Origin of the sequence: Limnohabitans sp. DM1 (assembly GCF_001269385.1) — a bacterium.
Lineage (GTDB): Bacteria > Pseudomonadota > Gammaproteobacteria > Burkholderiales > Burkholderiaceae_C > Limnohabitans_A.
Map to the genome: position 1 here is coordinate 170,432 of NZ_CXOO01000015.1, position 17,909 is coordinate 188,340.

The 17,909-nt window shown below is 62.1% G+C and carries 16 protein-coding genes; 10 read left to right on the forward strand and 6 right to left on the reverse strand.

All coding sequences use genetic code 11. From position 1 onward, the window contains the following. The first annotated feature begins 16 nt into the window (after window positions 1-16). The 9 genes from AMM33_RS06990 (at window position 17) to AMM33_RS07030 (ending at window position 10,086) form a co-directional block, all read left to right on the forward strand. Entirely contained in the window at window positions 17-2,428 is a 2,412-nt protein-coding gene (locus tag AMM33_RS06990; RefSeq protein WP_089955714.1) for an aerobic carbon-monoxide dehydrogenase large subunit, read from the forward strand. Between the two features lie 12 nt (window positions 2,429-2,440). Beyond that, complete coding sequence (locus AMM33_RS06995; RefSeq protein ID WP_090139861.1) at window positions 2,441-3,082, forward strand: CoxG family protein; 642 nt, start codon at window positions 2,441-2,443, stop codon at window positions 3,080-3,082. 2 nt (window positions 3,083-3,084) lie between these two features. Next, complete coding sequence (locus AMM33_RS07000) at window positions 3,085-4,083, forward strand: AAA family ATPase (protein ID WP_228767991.1); 999 nt, start codon at window positions 3,085-3,087, stop codon at window positions 4,081-4,083. Window positions 4,084-4,195: 112 nt separating this feature from the next. After that, window positions 4,196-5,404, forward strand: a complete 1,209-nt coding sequence (locus AMM33_RS07005) for a vWA domain-containing protein (protein ID WP_090139864.1) — start codon at window positions 4,196-4,198, stop codon at window positions 5,402-5,404. Window positions 5,405-5,428: 24 nt separating this feature from the next. After that, complete coding sequence (locus tag AMM33_RS07010) at window positions 5,429-6,526, forward strand: XdhC family protein (RefSeq protein WP_090139866.1); 1,098 nt, start codon at window positions 5,429-5,431, stop codon at window positions 6,524-6,526. 2 nt (window positions 6,527-6,528) lie between these two features. After that, complete coding sequence (locus tag AMM33_RS07015; RefSeq protein ID WP_090139868.1) at window positions 6,529-7,209, forward strand: nucleotidyltransferase family protein; 681 nt, start codon at window positions 6,529-6,531, stop codon at window positions 7,207-7,209. Window positions 7,210-7,226: 17 nt separating this feature from the next. Continuing rightward, entirely contained in the window at window positions 7,227-7,925 is a 699-nt protein-coding gene (locus AMM33_RS07020) for a TIGR02466 family protein (RefSeq protein ID WP_090139870.1), read from the forward strand. After that, window positions 7,918-9,024, forward strand: coding sequence for a hypothetical protein (locus AMM33_RS07025; RefSeq protein WP_194945286.1), 1,107 nt, complete (start codon window positions 7,918-7,920; stop codon window positions 9,022-9,024). Before AMM33_RS07020 ends, AMM33_RS07025 begins: the two co-directional genes overlap by 8 nt. A gap of 57 nt (window positions 9,025-9,081) precedes the next feature. Then, complete coding sequence (locus AMM33_RS07030) at window positions 9,082-10,086, forward strand: XdhC family protein (RefSeq protein ID WP_090139873.1); 1,005 nt, start codon at window positions 9,082-9,084, stop codon at window positions 10,084-10,086. A 79-nt stretch (window positions 10,087-10,165) separates the two neighbouring features. Here AMM33_RS07030 and otnI read toward each other — a convergent pair whose 3' ends face one another. From otnI to AMM33_RS07060, 6 genes are all read right to left on the reverse strand, one after another. Further along, window positions 10,166-10,999 (reverse strand): 2-oxo-tetronate isomerase, encoded by an 834-nt coding sequence (gene otnI / locus AMM33_RS07035; protein ID WP_090139875.1) that lies wholly within the window; start codon window positions 10,997-10,999, stop codon window positions 10,166-10,168. A 148-nt stretch (window positions 11,000-11,147) separates the two neighbouring features. Further along, complete coding sequence (locus AMM33_RS07040) at window positions 11,148-11,807, reverse strand: class II aldolase/adducin family protein (RefSeq protein ID WP_090139876.1); 660 nt, start codon at window positions 11,805-11,807, stop codon at window positions 11,148-11,150. A gap of 208 nt (window positions 11,808-12,015) precedes the next feature. Then, window positions 12,016-13,287, reverse strand: a complete 1,272-nt coding sequence (otnK, locus tag AMM33_RS07045) for a 3-oxo-tetronate kinase (RefSeq protein WP_194945287.1) — start codon at window positions 13,285-13,287, stop codon at window positions 12,016-12,018. Window positions 13,288-13,443: 156 nt separating this feature from the next. Continuing rightward, window positions 13,444-14,343, reverse strand: coding sequence for an L-threonate dehydrogenase (gene ltnD, locus AMM33_RS07050; protein WP_090139878.1), 900 nt, complete (start codon window positions 14,341-14,343; stop codon window positions 13,444-13,446). Window positions 14,344-14,394: 51 nt separating this feature from the next. Beyond that, complete coding sequence (locus tag AMM33_RS07055; protein ID WP_090139907.1) at window positions 14,395-15,369, reverse strand: Bug family tripartite tricarboxylate transporter substrate binding protein; 975 nt, start codon at window positions 15,367-15,369, stop codon at window positions 14,395-14,397. A gap of 461 nt (window positions 15,370-15,830) precedes the next feature. After that, window positions 15,831-17,147 (reverse strand): hypothetical protein, encoded by a 1,317-nt coding sequence (locus AMM33_RS07060; RefSeq protein ID WP_194945288.1) that lies wholly within the window; start codon window positions 17,145-17,147, stop codon window positions 15,831-15,833. A 213-nt stretch (window positions 17,148-17,360) separates the two neighbouring features. On the opposite strand from AMM33_RS07060, the gene AMM33_RS07065 reads away from it, so the two are divergent. After that, the coding region (locus AMM33_RS07065) for an ISL3 family transposase (RefSeq protein WP_194945289.1) at window positions 17,361-17,909 on the forward strand (549 nt) is incomplete at its 3' end.

The window sequence follows — 17,909 nt, forward strand, 5'->3', positions numbered from 1 at the left end:
TTGATCGGAGACACACATGAACGCACCGGTACAAACCGCTGAAGCCCGCGAACTCGCGCTGGCTGGCATGGGCGCTTCGCGCCTGCGCAAAGAAGACGCCCGCTTCATCCAGGGCAAGGGCAACTATGTCGATGACATCAAGATGCCCGGCATGCTGCACATGGACATCGTGCGCAGCCCCATTGCCCACGGCCGCATTGTCAAGATCAACAAAGAAGCCGCGCTCGCCATCCCCGGCGTGCACGCCGTGTTGACCGCCGACGACTTGAAGCCCCTCAAGCTGCACTGGATGCCCACCCTGGCCGGTGACGTGGCCGCCGTGCTGGCCGACGAGAAGGTCCACTTCCAGATGCAGGAAGTGGCCATCGTCATCGCTGACGACCGCTACATTGCCGCCGACGCGGTCGAAGCCGTGGAGATCGAATACGAAGAGCTGCCCGTGGTGCTCGACCCTTACGCTGCCTTGCAACCTGGCGCCCCGGTGATCCGCGACGACCTGGCCGGCAAGACCGAAGGCGCCCACGGCAAGCGCGACCACCACAACCACATCTTCACCTGGGATGCAGGTGACAAGTCGGCCGCTGATGCGGCTTTTGACAAAGCCGAAGTGACCGTGTCGCAGCACATGTACTACCCCCGCGTGCACCCCTGCCCGCTGGAGACCTGCGGCTGCGTGGCCAGCTTTGACCCGATCAAGGGCGACCTGACCACCTTCATCACCTCGCAAGCGCCTCATGTGGTGCGCACCGTGGTGTCCATGCTTTCGGGCATTCCCGAATCCAAAGTGCGCATCGTCAGCCCCGACATCGGTGGCGGCTTTGGCAACAAGGTCGGCATCTATCCCGGCTATGTCTGCGCCATCGTCGCGTCCATCGTGCTGGGTCGCCCCGTCAAGTGGGTGGAAGACCGCATCGAAAACATCTCGTCCACCGCCTTTGCCCGTGATTACCACATGGACGGCGAATTGGCTGCGACGGCCGACGGCAAGATCACCGGCCTGCGCGTGAACGTGGTGGCCGACCATGGCGCGTTTGACGCCTGCGCCGACCCGACCAAGTTCCCTGCGGGCATGTTCCACATCGTCTCGGGCTCGTACGACATCCCGGCCGCGCACGCCAGCGTGAAAGGTGTCTACACCAACAAGGCCCCCGGTGGCGTGGCCTACCGCTGCTCCTTCCGTGTGACCGAAGCGGTGTACCTGATCGAGCGCATGGTCGACGTGCTGGCGCAAAAGCTGGGCATGGACAAGGCCGAAATCCGCGCCAAGAACTTCGTCAAGAAAGAACAATTCCCCTACACCAGCGCCTTCGGTTTCGAATACGACTCGGGTGACTACCAAACCGCTTTGGACAAAGTGCTCGAAGCCGTGGACTACAAAGGCCTGCGTGCCGAGCAAGCGGCCAAACGCGCCGACCCCAACAGCCCCACGCTGATGGGCATTGGCCTGGTCACCTTCACCGAAGTGGTCGGGGCCGGTCCTTCCAAGATGTGCGACATCCTGGGTGTGGGCATGTTCGACTCCTGCGAAATCCGCATCCACCCCACCGGCAGCGCGATTGCCCGCATGGGCACGATCACGCAAGGTCAGGGCCACCAGACCACTTACGCGCAGATCATCGCCACCGAGCTGGGGATTCCGTCTGAAGTGATTCAGGTGGAAGAAGGCGACACCAGCACAGCGCCTTACGGCCTGGGCACCTACGGTTCGCGCTCCACGCCCGTGGCCGGTGCCGCCATTGCCTTGGCTGCTCGCAAGATCCACGCGAAGGCCCGCAAGATCGCCGCCCACATGCTCGAAGTCAATGAAAACGACCTCGACTGGGAAGTGGACCGCTTCAAGGTCAAGGGCGACGACAGCAAGTTCAAAACCATGGCCGACGTGGCGTGGCAGGCCTACCACCAGCCACCAGATGGCTTGGAGCCAGGCCTGGAAGCCGTGCATTACTACGACCCACCGAACTTCACTTTCCCGTTTGGCATCTACTTGTGCGTGGTCGACATCGACCGTGCCACGGGCGAGACCAAGATCCGCCGCTTCTATGCGCTGGACGACTGCGGCACCCGCATCAACCCGATGATCATCGACGGCCAGATCCACGGCGGTCTGACCGAAGGTTTTGCCGTGGCCATGGGCCAGCAAATGCCTTTTGATGCACAGGGCAACCTGCTGGGCAACACGCTGATGGACTACTTCTTGCCCACCTTCGTGGAAACCCCGCACTGGGAAACCGACCACACCGTGACGCCTTCGCCCCACCACCCCCTGGGTGCCAAGGGCGTGGCCGAATCCCCACACGTCGGCTCCATCCCCACCTTCACCTCGGCTGTGGTCGATGCCTTCTCGCACCTGGGTGTCACGCACCTGGACATGCCGCACAACGCTTTCCGCACCTGGAAAGCGCTGCGCGAGCACGGCGCCGCTTTGTAATCAGGAATCATCATGGAAGTCAAACTCGACAAACAATACCCGCTGGATGTGGACGCGGCACGGGCCTGGGCCCTGCTGACCGACCTGAAGGCGACTGCCAACTGCATGCCCGGTGCCGAAATCACCGAGCAGCTGTCCGAGACCTCGTTCAAGGGCGGCGTCAAGGTCAAGGTCGGCCCGGCTGTGGCCCAGTTCGGCGGCACGGTCGACGTGATCGAAGCCGTGGCGGCCGAACGCAAGATGGTCTTGCGCGGCAAAGGTGCGGACAAGGGCGGCTCGTCTGCCTCGATGGACCTGACGGCCATCATCACCGCCGACCCGGCCAACCCAGCGCACTGCGTGCTGAACGGCCAGGCCGCTGTGATCGTAAACGGCAAGTTCGCGCAGTTCGGCGGCCGCATGATGGTGCAGGTCTCTGACATGCTGCTGGCGCAGTTTGTTGAAAACTTCCGCCAGACTGCGCTGACCTTGCCTGCGGCCGAAGGCTCGCCAGCGGCTGCAACTGCTGCAACGGCTGCGGTGTCGGGCGGCGACGCTGCGGTGCCTGCACCCGCACCGGCCGCTCCCGTGGTGGCCCGCGAGATCAACGGCCTGGCCATCTTCTGGGCTTTGCTCAAGAGCTGGTTCGGTGGTTTGGTTGGCAAGAAAGCCTGAGCATGACGACGCCAGACCTGAGCGCCACCGCTGCCACCCCCGCTGAGCAAGTGCGCTTGCTGCGTGAGCGGCTGCAGCGCTCGGGTTATCTGGCCGATGCCGACCTGGCCACCACCGTGTGGCTGGCGTCGGCCTTGCAGCGCCCGCTGTTGCTCGAAGGCGACGCGGGCGTGGGCAAAACCGCCTTGGCCACGGCCTTGGCCCAATCACAAAACGCCACCTTGGTTCGCCTGCAATGCTTTGAAGGGCTGGACCTGGCGCAAGCCGCTTACGAGTGGAACTACGGCCGCCAGTTGATTGCGATCCGCATGAGCGAAGCGGCCCAAAATAGCGGCAGTCATCACGGCGGCAGTCATGATGGCGCTGGCCGTGTGCGCGAGTCGGACGTGTTCAGCCGCGAGTATTTGCTCGAGCGCCCCTTGCTTCGCGCCATCAGCCAGACCGGCCCCTGTGTGCTCTTGATCGACGAGATCGACCGCGCCGACGAAGCCTTTGAAGCCTTCTTGCTCGAAGTGCTGGCCGAGTACCAAATCACCGTGCCCGAGATCGGCACCATCCGTGCCACCCACATCCCACAGGTGATTTTGACGAGCAACGGCACACGCGAGCTGTCAGACGCATTGCGCCGCCGCTGCCTGTACCACTACCTCGATTACCCGACGCTGGCGCGAGAAATCGCCATCGTCAAATCCGCCTTGCCCGAGGCCGACACCCGGCTGGTGGAAGACGCGGTGCAATTCGTGCAGCGCCTGCGCCGCGAAGACCTGGCCAAGATTCCCGGCATTGCCGAGACGCTGGACTGGGTGCGTGCGCTGTTCCAGCTGCGCCACAGCCATTTGCCCGAAGACATGTCGGCCGTGCTGGGCACCCTGGGCTGCCTGCTCAAGACCCGCGAAGACCGCTTTGTGATGGGCGCTGACCGCCTGCGCCAACTGGTCGAAGGCCGCCGCACCGTGGGTGTGGCCGAAAACGCCAACGAACAAGCCAAAGTGGCAGCATGACTGCACGACCCCACCCCGGTGCAGGAGCCCACCCCGTGGGCGATCGGGCGTGGCACACGCCCGTGAAACCATCGTCCACAGGATCGGTTCCTGCGTCAAAGAACGTGCTGCCATGACCCCTGATCTGGCCGCACCGACCACCCCAGCGCAGGCCAAAGCGCCCTCAGAGCGGCTGGCCGGATTTGCTGCGCTCTTGCGCGAGCACGGCCTCACGGTGGGCGTGGCCGAGCAGCAGGCCATGTTGCAAGCCATGCTGTACTTTGGCCCTATGCACGAGCGCCCTTTGCAGGCCGCCTGGCGGGCCATTGCCTGCCACAGCCAGCGCGAATGGCAGCTGTGGTCCGATGTGTACGAGCGTTTTTGGCACCCCGAAAAACTGCGCGGCGGCGTCAAAGTCAGTGGCCAAACCCGGCCTAGCCGCAACCTGCGCCAAAGCGTGCAGGCCCTGCACGATCAAATGGACGCGGCCCACCAGCCCACCAGCCAACCCGGCAACCCCAAAACAGCGCCACAGACTGCGGGCGACTCGGCATCGAGCCAGTTGGACGACCAAGACGCAGGCACGCCCCGCGCCCAAGGCGGTGCCAGCCGCACCGAAGCCTTGCACCAGCGCGACGGCCAGATGTGGATGCCGCAAGAACTCAGCGCCCTGCAAAGTCTGGCCCGTCAGATCACGGCCAAGCTGCAACCCCGCGCCACCCGCCGCTGGCGCGTGGCCCCACGGGGTCAGCGGCTGGATTTGCGCCAGACCCTGCGCCGCAGCGTGGGCTGGGGGGGTGAGTTGCTGCAACCGGCCTGGAAAGTCAAACGCGCCCTGCGCCCGCGCCTGTTCATCCTGGCCGATGTGAGCCGGTCCATGGAGTCGCACGCCGCGCTGTTTTTGCGCGTGGCCCGCGCTTTTGCCTTAGAGGCCGATGCCCGCGTGTTTGTGTTTCACACCCGGCTGGCCGAAGTCACGCCCTACATGCAGCGCGACACCCCCGCCATTCAGGAAAAAGTGAACGCCGTCACCGCTGGTTTTGGTGGCGGCACCCGCATTGCCGCCAGCTTGCAAGACTTTGCCCGCCACCACGCCCGCGCCCAGCTCAACCGGGGTGCCCGTGTGTGGGTGTTCTCGGACGGCTTTGACACCGATGGGCCAGAATTTTTGAGCGCGGCGCTGCAGGAGGTGCGCGCACGCGGTGCCCGCATCACCTGGTTTCACCCCACGCGCCAGGTGCCTGCCGCTGGGGCCTTGCAGCGAGCGCGTGCCATGATTGATCGCTTTGTGCCCCTGGCCAGTTTGGCCGACTTGGCCGTTGCCCGCCATGTGCTGCACTGACATTTGATATCCAAGGAGAACGCCATGAACCGCAACGAATGGATCACCCAGGCCGGCCGCTTGCAAGCCGCCGACCAGCCTTTTGCGCTGGTCACGGTGCTCAGCGCCCAAGCGCCCACTTCGTGCAAGGCGGGCGACAAGGCAGTCGTCACGCCCGACGGCCAGATTCACGGCTGGATCGGTGGTGGCTGTGCCCAACCGGCGGTCATCAAGACCGTGCGCCGTGCTTTGCTCGACGGCCAGCCGCGCAAGATCCGCATTGCCCCCTCAGACGAAAGCGCCGAGCGCGATCTGGGCGATGTGCTCGAATTTGGCATGGCCTGCCACTCGGGCGGCACGCTCGAATTGTTCATTGACCCGGTCATGCCCCCGGCCATGTTGACCGTGGTGGGCGACTCGCCCGTGGCGCGTGCTTTGGTGGGCCTGGCCCCCCGTGTGGGTTTGCGCGTGGCGGTGGTGGCACAGGGCGCACAGGCCGCTGATTTTCCCGATGCCGACACGGTGCTGAACAGCGACGAGGCCTCGGAAGTGAGCGCCCGTCTGTCTTCACCCTTTGTGGTGGTGGCCACACAAGGCCGCCGCGACCTGCAAGGCCTCAAAGCCGCGCTGGCCCTGCAGCCGCAAGGCCTGTGGTTTGTGGCCAGCGCCCGCAAAGCCGACGTGTTGTTCAATACCTTGGTGAGCAGCGGTGAAGACCCAGCGGCCGTCGCCCGCATCGTGGCCCCGGCAGGCGAGTTCATCGGCGCACAAACGCCCGAAGAAATCGCTTTGTCGGTACTGACTTCGGTGGTGGCGGCGCGGCGCGGGCGTGAGCCTGTGGTGCCTAACGCTCCTGCGGCTCAGGCTGCTTTGACACCGTCCATGGCTTCTTCAACAGTTGCTGCATCTGCTGCTGTGTCAACTTCTTGCTGCTCAACAACTTCGGCCACCGAGCCCAAAGAGGCCGCCAAGTCCAAGGCCCTTGCGCCGGTGGCGGCCAGCACTTGCTGCGGGGGGTCCAAACAGGCGGCAGACCAAGCCGCTGCCACGGCTTCAGATGCCGGCCCGAGCCGGACCGTCGAGCCTGCATTGGCCCTGGCGGCTGTGCCAGCATCGGTCAAATCTTCTTGCTGCGGAGGCTGAATATGGGTTGCATTCTCAAAGGGGGCGGGGGCTTGTACAGCCGCGTGGCGGTGGGCGCGGTGCTGCTGGCTGCGGGTTCGGGCTCGCGCATGGGGCACCGCCCCAAAAGTTTGCTGGAGCTGGGTGGCGTGCCTCTGATTCGCCGCCAGCTGATCGCATTGTCGGGCGCGGGCATGGACGAGGTGGTGGTGGTGCTGGGCCACTACGCGGATCGCATCGAAGAGGCCGTCAAGGAATTTCCGGTGACGCTGGTGCGCAACCCCGACCCGGACGCCGGACAGATTTCATCGCTGCGGCTGGGCCTGCAAGCCCTGTCGCCCAAGCTGGACGCGGTGCTGGTGGCGCTGGCCGACCAGCCGCTCATCAATTCGCAAGACATCAACGATCTGATTGGGGCTTACAAAAAGCGCCCAACAGGCACGCAAGTCGTGCAGCCTACGGTCGATGGCTTGCCGGGCAACCCGGTCATGTTCAGCACCGAGGTGCGCGAGCAAATTCTGGCGGGCGCTGCGAACGTGGGTTGCCGCCAATGGCAGACGGCCCACCCCGACCATGTGCACCACTGGGCCACGACCAACAACCGTTACCGCACCGATGTGGACACGCTCGAAGACATCGAGGCGCTGGCCGCACGCACCGGGCACCGGCTCAAGTGGCCGGCCGACTTGATGGTCACGGCCTGATACAGCACGGCACCGCCATGATCCAGCCCGATCCGCTCCACACGCTGTGGCACACGCCCATCGGCGTGCACCGGTTTGCGCAAGCCGAGGCCGTCAACGAGGTGCTGGTGCGCGTGTTTCAGACCATGCGGGCCACCGACCCCGCCGTGTCGGGTGAGCCCAAAGCCTTTTACGCCAGCCGCGACGACTTGCTGCAACGCATTCGCCTGTCGGAATGGGAACAGCTGTTGCGCTTCATCGTGGACAGCGTGCGCCAAACGGTGGTGCTGGCCAACCAGGGTGCCTGGCCCGAGGCCAAGCCGGGTTTTCAGATCGCGCTGCGCGGCATCTGGTTTCAAATCTCCAGCCAGGGCAGCCACCACGATGTGCACACGCATGGCAACTGTTCGTGGTCGGGCGTGTATTGCCTGCAAGTCGATCCCCCCGAGCAGCGCTGCCAGCATCCGGTGCTGGGCGCGGCCAATGGCGTGACGCGTTTTTATGGCCCCCACTTCAACCGCCTGGGCGGCGCGGCCATGGATTTTGGCAACGCTTATTTGCAAAACGCCCACCTCGACATCGACCCCGTGCCGGGCCAGTTAGTGGTGTTTCCGTCTTGGCTGCCGCACCAGGCCATGCCTTACCACGGCAGTGCCGACCGGGTGATCGTGTCCTTCAATGTGAGCGTGCACGCGGCCGGGGGATCGGACCAATTGCATGGGTATGCGCATGTCTGAAAAGCGCAAAACCTCAAGGACCGGCCACAGCGCTTTGGCCCATGCCGGCGAAGTGGCGCAGTGGGTGATGCTGCTCTTGGGCTGGTTGTGGCTGGGTGAGCAGGGCATGCGCCTGGGGTGGTCGCTGGCCAGCGGGGTGCTGGCGGTGGTGCTGTGGTGGGCTGCGCGTTTGCTGTGCAGGGGCAGCCACTGGGCTTTGAACGCCCGCCCGACCGTGATGGCGGTGTGCGGCGGCTTGAGCGCCTTGGGCGTGTGGTTGCCCGAGGCTCTGGCTGCCACGAACCTGGCCCATCTTGGCCTCTTGGCCGTGGCGCTGTTGTGGGGGGCGTGGAGCGGCTTGGCCGAAACTCGCAGCCGCGTCAGTACCTTTGATCTCGCTCCAGTGGCCTGGCACCCGGTGTTGGCCGCTGCTGCGGTGAGTTGGATGTGGTGGGCACCAGTGGATGCGATCTCGGCCACCGGGGCAACGAGTGTGTTGCTGGCTGTCTGCACGGCCGTCTTGCACGCACGCGACCTGGCGACGACGGACACGCTGCGGATGTGTCGAGGTCAACGTGCTGGCCTGTCCCATGTGCTGGCCCCCTCGGTCATGGGCTTGATGATGGGCAGCTTGTGGCTGGGCAATGTGTGGTGTGCAGGTCTGGGTTGGACTACCCAAGAGATGGTGCTGGGGCACCTGGCCATGATGGCGGTATTGCCCACACTGGTGGCTTTGGCGGGCCGCGACGATGTTGCGCGCCCCCAGTTTCGGTCATTACTGAGCCTGGCCTTGCTGGCGCTGGGGGCTTTGATGCTGTTGGGGCAAAGTGCGGTTTACAACTTTTTGGCCATGCTGCTGCCCTCGCTGGCCTGGGCCGTGCACTGCAGCCGCACGCGCATGGCCCAGGGTTTTTCAAGCGGTGCATCCGCTTGGCTGATGCGCAGTATGGCGCTTGCTCTGGGTCCGGGCTTGCTGCTCTGGGTCGGCATGGCCAGCCCGGCGCATGGCCCGCTGGCCATGCAAACAGCTTTGGCATTGCTGGGCGCTTTGGCTGCCGTGCTGGTGCTGGTGTTGCGCGCACACTCGCCTGTCGCCTACCCGGCATGGTCCACCCCTTGATCACCCTAAGATTTCTGTACAAACCACCAGCCCAAGTCATCCACGGAGAGAAACCCCATGAACAGCATCGACATTGACGTGATCCGCACCGCTCTTGACTGGCAAAGCCGGGGCCACCGCGTGGTCATGGGCACGGTGGTGCGCACCTGGGGTTCGGCCCCACGGCCCCCTGGCTCGCTCATGATCATCCGGGACGACGGCCAGGTGGCCGGTTCGGTGTCGGGCGGCTGCATCGAAGACGATTTGATCCGCCGCGTGGCCGCTGGCGAGCTGGCCCTGCGCCTGCCCGACACCACCACCTACGGCCAGACCGCCGAAGAAGTGCGCCGCTTTGGCCTGCCCTGCGGCGGCTCGGTGCAGGTGGTGCTGGAGCCACTGTCAGCCCATTCTCAACTGCGAGAATTGCTGGTGCTGATTGAGCAACACCAGCGCGTGGAGCGCCGCATGGACATGGCCACCGGCATGGTCCGCATGAGTGCGGCCACCGAAGGCGACAAGCTGCAGTTTGACGGCCAAAGCCTGACCACGGTGCACGGCCCGCGCCTGCGTTTGCTCATCATCGGTGGCGGTCAGTTGTCGCGCTATCTGGCCCATATGGCGGTGATGCTGGACTACCAGGTCACGGTGTGCGAGCCGCGTGTGGAATACCACGAAGGCTGGGAAGTCATGACCGGCGTGACCTTGTCCAAAGAGATGCCCGACGACCTGGTGCTGGCCATGCGCCTGGACCACAACAGCGCGGTGGTGGCCGTCACACACGACCCCAAGCTCGATGACCTGGCCCTGATGGAAGCACTGCGCACCCCCGCGTTTTATGTGGGCGCATTGGGGTCGTTGCACAACAACGCACAACGCCGCAAACGCTTGCTCGACTTTGATGTGAGCGAAGAAGAAGTGCGCCAACTGCACGGCCCCGTGGGCCTGAACCTGGGCGCTTTGACACCCCCCGAAATTGCGCTGAGCATCGTGGCAGAGATGACCGCCATGCGCCGGGGCACGGACTTGAGCCAGGCGCTCAGCAATTGGTCAGGCTCTAAGACAGTGTGTGGCTTGAGCGTTTGATTTTTTTGTAGGAGGCCAACCCTTTGGGCGACGGGCGTGGCACACGCCCTGATCAGCCTCTGCGCACCCACGCGAACGTTCAGAGGTAAGGCCGCGCCCAGCCCAAACCGCGTGAAGTACCGCCCGCCGATGCATCGGCTGGGTTGTACTCGCACCCAATCCAGCCGTCCCAGCCGCATTCGGCGCTCACGCGGTCGATGACCTGGAAGATGTACGTCCAGTTCACCTCGCCTGTGCCCGGCTCGTGGCGATGCGGGACTTCGGCAATCTGAAAATGCCCCACCCGGCCCGTGGGCAGGTATTGGGCGATCTTGGCGCTCAAATCGCCCTCGACGATCTGGCAGTGGAACAGGTCCATCTGCACCTTCACGTTGCTTGTGCCCACGGCCTGCACGATGCGGTGCGCGTGATCTTGGCGGTTGAGGTGAAAGCCCGGCACGCTGCGGGTATTGATCGGCTCGATCAGCACATCGCGCCCGGCCTTGGCAGCTTCGACGGCGGCCCATTGCAAGTTGCTGATGAACGTGGCGTCGGCCGCTTCAGCTTCTGCGCCTGATGCACGCAAGCCGACCATGGCGTGGATGCGCGGGCAGTTCAGCGCATCGGCATAGACCAGTGCTTGCGCAAAGCCGGTGCGAAATTCGGCCTCGCGCCCGGGCACGCTGGCCGTGCCCCGGCTGCCACCTTCCCATGCTTGTGTGAAGCTGGCCGTATCGGTGCCACCCGAAGGTGTGTTAAATAACACCTGCTGCAAGCCGTTGGCCTTCAAGCGGGCGGCCAGCTCTGGCGCGGGAAAGGCGTAGGGGAACAGATACTCCACGGCCTTGAAGCCGTCTTTGGCCGCGGCTTCAAAGCGGTCCAGAAACGGCAAGTCGGGGTACATCATGGAGAGGTTGGCTGCAAAACGGGGCATGGGTTTTCTTTCGGTCAGTGTTGATGGTGATGGACAGCACGCATGGATTGCCGCGCTTGGCTCGCAATGACAAAACCAGCGTCATCGCGAGGCGGGAGGCTACACACGACCACGTCATCGCGTGGTACGAAGCGATCCATAGTGGCGCTCACCACTTCGCGCCAAAGGTCTGGCGCAGTTCGTCCAGTTCGCTGGCGTTCAATGGCGTGGTGTGGGGGGCCAACAGCATGAGCCGCGCGGTTTCTTCCAGCTCTTCGAGCGTGGCCATGGCGGCCGCAGGCGTGTCGTGCCACACATTGGGCCCCAGACGCGGCAGCATCACGGCGCGGATCGGCGCCCCCTGCGCAGCGTAGTGGCGGATCAGCGTGGCCACTTCTTGCGCGGCATCCGGGCTGCCCGGGCGGTGGTAGCGCACCAATGGCACATGGCCGACTTTCATCACAAAGTAGGGGGTGATGGGGGGCAGCAACTCGGGCCCGTGGGCGTTCAGGCTCAGCGCCACGCAATGCGTGCTGTGGGTGTGGATCACGCAGCGCGTATTGGCATCGGCATCGCAAGCAGCGGCGTAAATTTGGCGGTGCAAGGCGATGGTTTTGCTGCCCTTGTCGCCGCTGACTTGCTGGCCTTGCCCATCCAGCTTGGCCAGTCGTGCCGGGTCCAGAAAACCCAAACAGGCGTCGGTGGGGGTGATGAGAAAGCCGTCATCAAGACGCACGCTGATGTTGCCCGCCGTGGCGTGCACATAGCCCCGCTCAAACAGGCTGCGGCCCACGCGGCAGATCTCTTCGCGGGCTTGGGATTCATTCATTCGCGGCCTCCGGCTGGGGTGTTTTCATTGTAGGAGCTTGCCTGCAAGCGATAAGCATGAAGACCCTGGGCCATTGAATCGCCAGCAGGGCTGGCTCCTACATGGACTTGTTGTTGTCGGGGCTGAAGCCACCGACCTACAAAAACCGATACCCCGTAGGTCGGTGGCTTTAGCCGCGACATGGACGCTGGCACGCCATGCAAGCCAGTCACTGCAACACCCCAAAGGCTTTGCTGAAAAAGTCTTCGGTTCCGAAGTTGCCAGACTTCAGGGTGATGTGCACACCTGAAGGTGCATGGCACCACGGCACACCGGGGTCGATTTGCGGGCCGATTTGCAGCTGCGCAATGCCCAGCGCCTGCACACAAGCGCCTGAGGTTTCGCCTCCGGCCACCACCAGCTGCTTCACACCCAAATCGGCCAAACCACGCGCCACTGCGGCCAGCGCGTGTTCAACCAAAGCGCCCGCCTCGGCCACACCCAGTTGCGCCTGCACGGCTTTGACGGCCTCGGGCTCGGCGGTGGAATACACCAACACCGGGCCGTCCTGGAGCAGCGGCGCGGCCCAGGCCAGCACCTGCTGCACCACGGCGTCGCTTTGGCCGTTCATGAGCGCCGCAGGGTTGATCGCCATCGCGGGGCGGCCTGTCGCTTTGAAGTGCGCGACTTGCGCATTGGTGGCCACAGAGCAACTGCCCGAGACCACGGCTTGCCAACCAGCAGCCGCAGGCAACTGACTGGCTTGCAAAGAAGGCTTCAGCCCAAAGTTGGCGGGCAGGCCAATCGCCACGCCCGAACCGGCGGTGACCAGCGGCATGCCTTTCAAGGCAGGCCCGAGCAGGTGCAGGTCGTCGTTGCTGGTCGCGTCCACCACGGCCACGCCCACACCTTCGGCACGCAGCGCGGCGATGCGTTCGCGGATGGCCGCCGCGCCAAGGGCCACGGTTTTGTAGTCGATCAAGCCCACCTTGCGTTTCGTTTGTGCTTGCATCACGCGCACCAGGTTCGCATCTTGCATGGGCGTGAGCGGGTGGTTTTGCATGCCCGATTCATTGAGCAACACGTTGCCCGCGAACAAGTAACCCTTGAACACGGTGCGCCCGTTGTCCGGGAATGCTGGCGTGGCGATGGTGAAGTCCGTGCCCAGCGCGTCCATCAACGCCTCGGTCACGGGGCCGATGTTGCCTTCGGGCGTGCTGTCAAAGGTCGAGCAGTATTTGAAATAGATCTGCTGCGCCCCTTGGGCCTGCAACCACTTCAAGGCGTCGAGTGATTGCGCGATGGCCTCGGCAGCCGGAATGGTGCGCGACTTGAGCGCCACCACCACCGCGTCCACATCGGCGGCCAGCGGCGCGGTGGGCACGCCAATGGTTTGCACCACCCGCATGCCCGAACGCACCAGGTTGTTGGCCAGATCGGTGGCACCGGTGAAGTCGTCTGCAATGCATCCGAGTTTCAAACCCAATTTCAAAGTGCTCATGTCAAATCTCTTGTGAGTGGCTGTCGTCATGTGTCGGCACCACACCGTGTTGCAAAGGGCCTGAGCCGCATTTTGTAGGAGCCCACCCCGTGGGCGATGGGCGTGGAACACGCCCTCAAAAACCATCGCCCACGGGGTGGGCTCCTACACAGGGGATCAGCCCGGTGCTTTGGGCAACTCAATGCCCGGAAAAATCTTGATGACCGCGCTGTCGTCTTCCTTGGCAAAGCCCGCCGTGCTGGCCTGCATGAACATCTGGTGCGCGGTGCTGGACAGCGGCAGCGGGAATTTGCTGGCACGCGCCATGTCGAGCACGATGCCCAGATCTTTCACAAAAATGTCGACGGCAGAGAGCGGCTTGTAGTCCGCCGCCAGCACATGGGCCATGCGGTTTTCAAACATCCAGCTGTTGCCCGCGCTGTTCGTGATCACCTCGTACAGAGCGGCCGGGTCCACGCCTTCGCGCAGGCCCAGCGCCATGGCTTCGGCTGCAGCGGCGATGTGCACGCCCGCCAGCAACTGGTTGATGATCTTGACCTTGCTGCCCGCGCCTGCGCTGTCGCCCAGCTTGTAAACCTTGGCGGCCATGGCGTTCAAGAAGGGCTCGGCCAGCGCATAAGCCTCTGGCTTGCCCGCGGTCATCATCGTCATCTGGCCGGATGCCGCTTTGGCCGCGCCACCCGAGATGGGGGCATCCACATATCGCAGACCCATGGCCTCCAAGCGCGATTCCAAAGCCACCGACCAATTGGGGTCCACGGTGGAGCACATCACGAACACGCTGCCCGGCTTCATGCTGGCGGCGCAACCCGGGGTGCTGCCATCGCCAAACAACACGGCTTCGGTCTGCGCGGCATTGACCACCACCGACACGACCACGTCACACGCCGCGCCCAGCGAGGCCAGGGAGTCGTGCGCGGTGCCGCCCTCTTTGGCAAACGCAGCGGCCACCTCGCGGCGCACATCAAACACCTGCACACTGTGCCCGGCGCGGCGCAGTGATGCGGCCATGCCCGAGCCCATGGCCCCCAAACCAATCAAACCGACTGTCGTCATCTCATCTCTCCCGTGTCAATCGCTGCACCCCAGCTTGGCAAAGCGTGGGGGTCAATCCAAAGTGATCTTGGCGAAGCTCGCCACTTTTTTCCATTGCGCCGTGTCGGCCTGCATGAAGTTGGCCATGCCTTGGGCGTTCACCCAGGTCGGCTCGGCACCGGCTTTCTGGATGGCGGCCTGGACTTCGGGCTGCTTGGCCACACGCTCCAGCGCTTGTTCCAGCTTTTGCGCAACCGGTGCAGGCAGGCCCGCAGGCGCGGCCACACCAAACCAGGCAAACACCTGATAGCCCTTCATGCCGGCCTCTTCCATGGTGGGCACATTGGGCAAAGCGCTGCTGCGCTGGGGTGTGGTCACGGCCAAGGCTTTGAGTTTGCCGCCGTTGATCAGGCCCAGCGCCGAGGGCAGGTTGTCAAACATCATGTTCACTTCGCCGGCCATCAAGCCCGTCAAGCCCGCTGCCGCGCCGCGATAAGGGATGTGCGTGACGAACGCGCCCGATTGGCTTTTGTACAACTCCGCACTCAGGTGCAGCGAGGTGCCCTGCCCGTTGGACGCGTAGTTGAGCTGGCCCGGCTTGGACAAGGCCCGCGCAGTGAGTTCCGCCACCGTGTTGATGCCCGCAGCCGGATTGACCACCAGCACATTGGGCACCCGACCCAACAGGGCCACCGGCGCAATTTGCTCGGGCTTGTAAGGCAGCTTGCTGTACAGCGCCGGGCTGATGGTCAGCGGGGGCGAGGCCATGAGCAAGGTGTAGCCATCGGCCGCCGCACGCGCCGCCTCGGCTGCGCCCAGGTTGCCACCCGCACCGGGCTTGTTGTCAATGACGATGGGCTGGCCCAACTCCAGCGCCAGCTTGGGCGCGACCAGACGGGCCATGTTGTCAATCAGGCCGCCGGGCGGGAAAGGCACCACCAGCTTGATGGGGCGGGTGGGCCAGGCTTGGGCCGAAGCGGTCCTGGCCATAAATGGCGAAATGGCAACCAAAGCAGCGGCCGCCGCGATCCAGTTTCTGCGTTGCATGGAAGTGTCCTGATGCGAATTTATCAGGTCATCATACAAATTTTGGGTGGGATTGGCATCAGGGTGATCACGGGGGCATGTGCTGATGCTGAAGCCCACTGATGTTGGTATTTTGGGCCATTGATCTTTGTATTCTGTAGGTATGCAGGAGTGATCAGATATTCACCCTTCCTGCAAGTTACCTATTGTGGGTTGTGTCTCAACTGCCGACGACAACGCTGAGCGTCAGATTTTCATGATTGAACGAAGCTGCGATGACAACGCTAGCGAGCTGGTATCCGACCACAAAATGGATTTGTCATCTTTGACGGTCTGGAAAAGGCTGATTGCGGACTACGGTCTTGCGTTAGCCATTATCTGAAGCTAACCCTGAACGGAAGTACGTGGAACTTCCAATTAATTCCCTTTAGCGGTTGCTAAATTCTTTCGCTGGATATTCCGTTTGCAGATTAAATTCGTCGTCATCTGTGAATGAATGTGCTGAACTCCTGCAGTTCCACCAACATGAGAGCCGCGTTTGTGATAGCAATCTGATTACACATGTGGATATAGCGGCTGTATGCTATTTCTCGCTGAGCACCAGTGCCACCACTTCGGTATTTGACCAATTCACCATAGCGAAAGATAGATGCGTGGTGTGAGCCATTTCGAAGGGCACTGTCCTCAGAACTTGCAAAGGCGAATAGAACAGGATCACCAGAAAATGGATTTGACTTCTTAGCCTTTTCAACATCCTTGATGTACTTGTTCAGAGTCATATGCTCAAACTCGTCGAAGCGACGGCCATTCTTGATGTTGTTTAAGCATGCCAACGTAACAAAAGAGGAGGTCAGTGTCTCGTATGCTTGACCATAAAACATCTTGATGTCATTGAAATTTTTCGAACCAACGATTAGCTCATCCACATCATCGCTGCCAACGCGCGTAAAAGCCAGCAACTGGCGGAACTGATCGAAATTAGCAAAGTAGTCTTGGAACAGCGCTATGTATCGTTCTAAGTTCTCACTCTCTAAATCAGATCTGTAGTAGGTCTCGAACGTGGCCATTTGGATCGGATGATTTTTCCTCAGCTCTTGAATGAGCTTCCTAAGTGGCTGTCTGAGATTGCCGATTGCGGGGTAAAAACCATCATCGAAAAAGGATGCAACGCACTTGAAGACGGTGGTACATGTGAAGTCAGGCAGGAATTTCCTGCGCATTTCGACATACTTAGCGATTTGCCCATTTAGGACATCGTGTGCATTTCCGCGCAGATTCATGCGAATGATATTGGCGACGACACTCCAGAGTTCTTTCGTGTAAGGCAATTCGAACTGAGTGGCAACATCTTTCAGCCGACTTTCCGCTGGCGCGCGCATGTAAGGGCGCGTAAGCTTAGTCAAAACAATCGAGGGAAAAGTCAATTGATCGTGATATTCATCGGCAGAGAACGCAATTGAAGGATGAAGATTTACGACCGGTCCGACCCTCTCACCATCAATCGCTCTGCAGTTTTCAGTAAATTCGATATGCGTGCTCAGCGGGACATCAGCCTTGGCAACTACTGTCAATGCGCTAAAGCAATGTGGACAGTCAAATGTGTGAGTGCAGGCATTCTCTAAGCCGACCCCAACACGCAATATGAACTTAGTGGTGCAAATCAAGCACTCTACGCAGCCTCCGATGACCATACGCCTCCCGTTATTTTTTTGTAACAATCCATTCATCTTTGAGACTGGACAACTACTTGCAATCATCAGGCAATGGCCCTTTGGTAACAGCTCTGAAGATGCCCACATCTCATTTCATCTTACTGTCTGTTTTGCAATCTATTCTCGGGCATGGAAATGACCGCTCTTGGCCGGTAGCGGTCAGCCAACGCACCTCTGTCGTTGGCAGCTCTCGTTGCATTTGCATCAACCATCAAAATCGCCGTATCCACCATTTTTGGTTCTCTTGAAATTTGAGTGGGTAAGCTTCTGCCATATTGATCAACTTTTGAGCGTGAATTGATGACTGCCAAGCTGTTTGAATCTGCCCTGGGCATCACTGACCCGTGGTGCGTTGCCTCGGTTGAGTTCGACGAAGGTGCCAAGACCTTGACGATATTGATTGACTTCAAAGTCGGCAGTCGCTTTGCAGTCTCGGGTCACGATGGGCTGCATGGTGTGCACGACACGGTGGCCAAGACGTATCGGCACCTGAACTTCTTTCAACACGAGTGCCATCTGCAAGTTCGCACGCCTCGCGTGAAACTTCCCAACGGTTCGGTGCGGTTGGTCGAGCCTGATTTTGCCGGGCGACTTAATGGCTTCACCTTGCTGTTTGAAGCCTTCATTCTGATGCTGTCTGGCCAGATGCCATTTGCCGCCGTCTCGCGTCTTGTCGGGGAGTCGCCGCACAAGGTTCTGGCCGTGTGCGAAAAGTATGTTGAGATGGCCTGTGGCTTGGCAGATCACTCGGATGTCACGGCACTGGCGATTGATGAGACTTCGCGTGCCAGGGGACACAGCTACGTCACGCTGGCCGCTGATGCCGTTGCCAGGCGCGTGTTGTTTGTA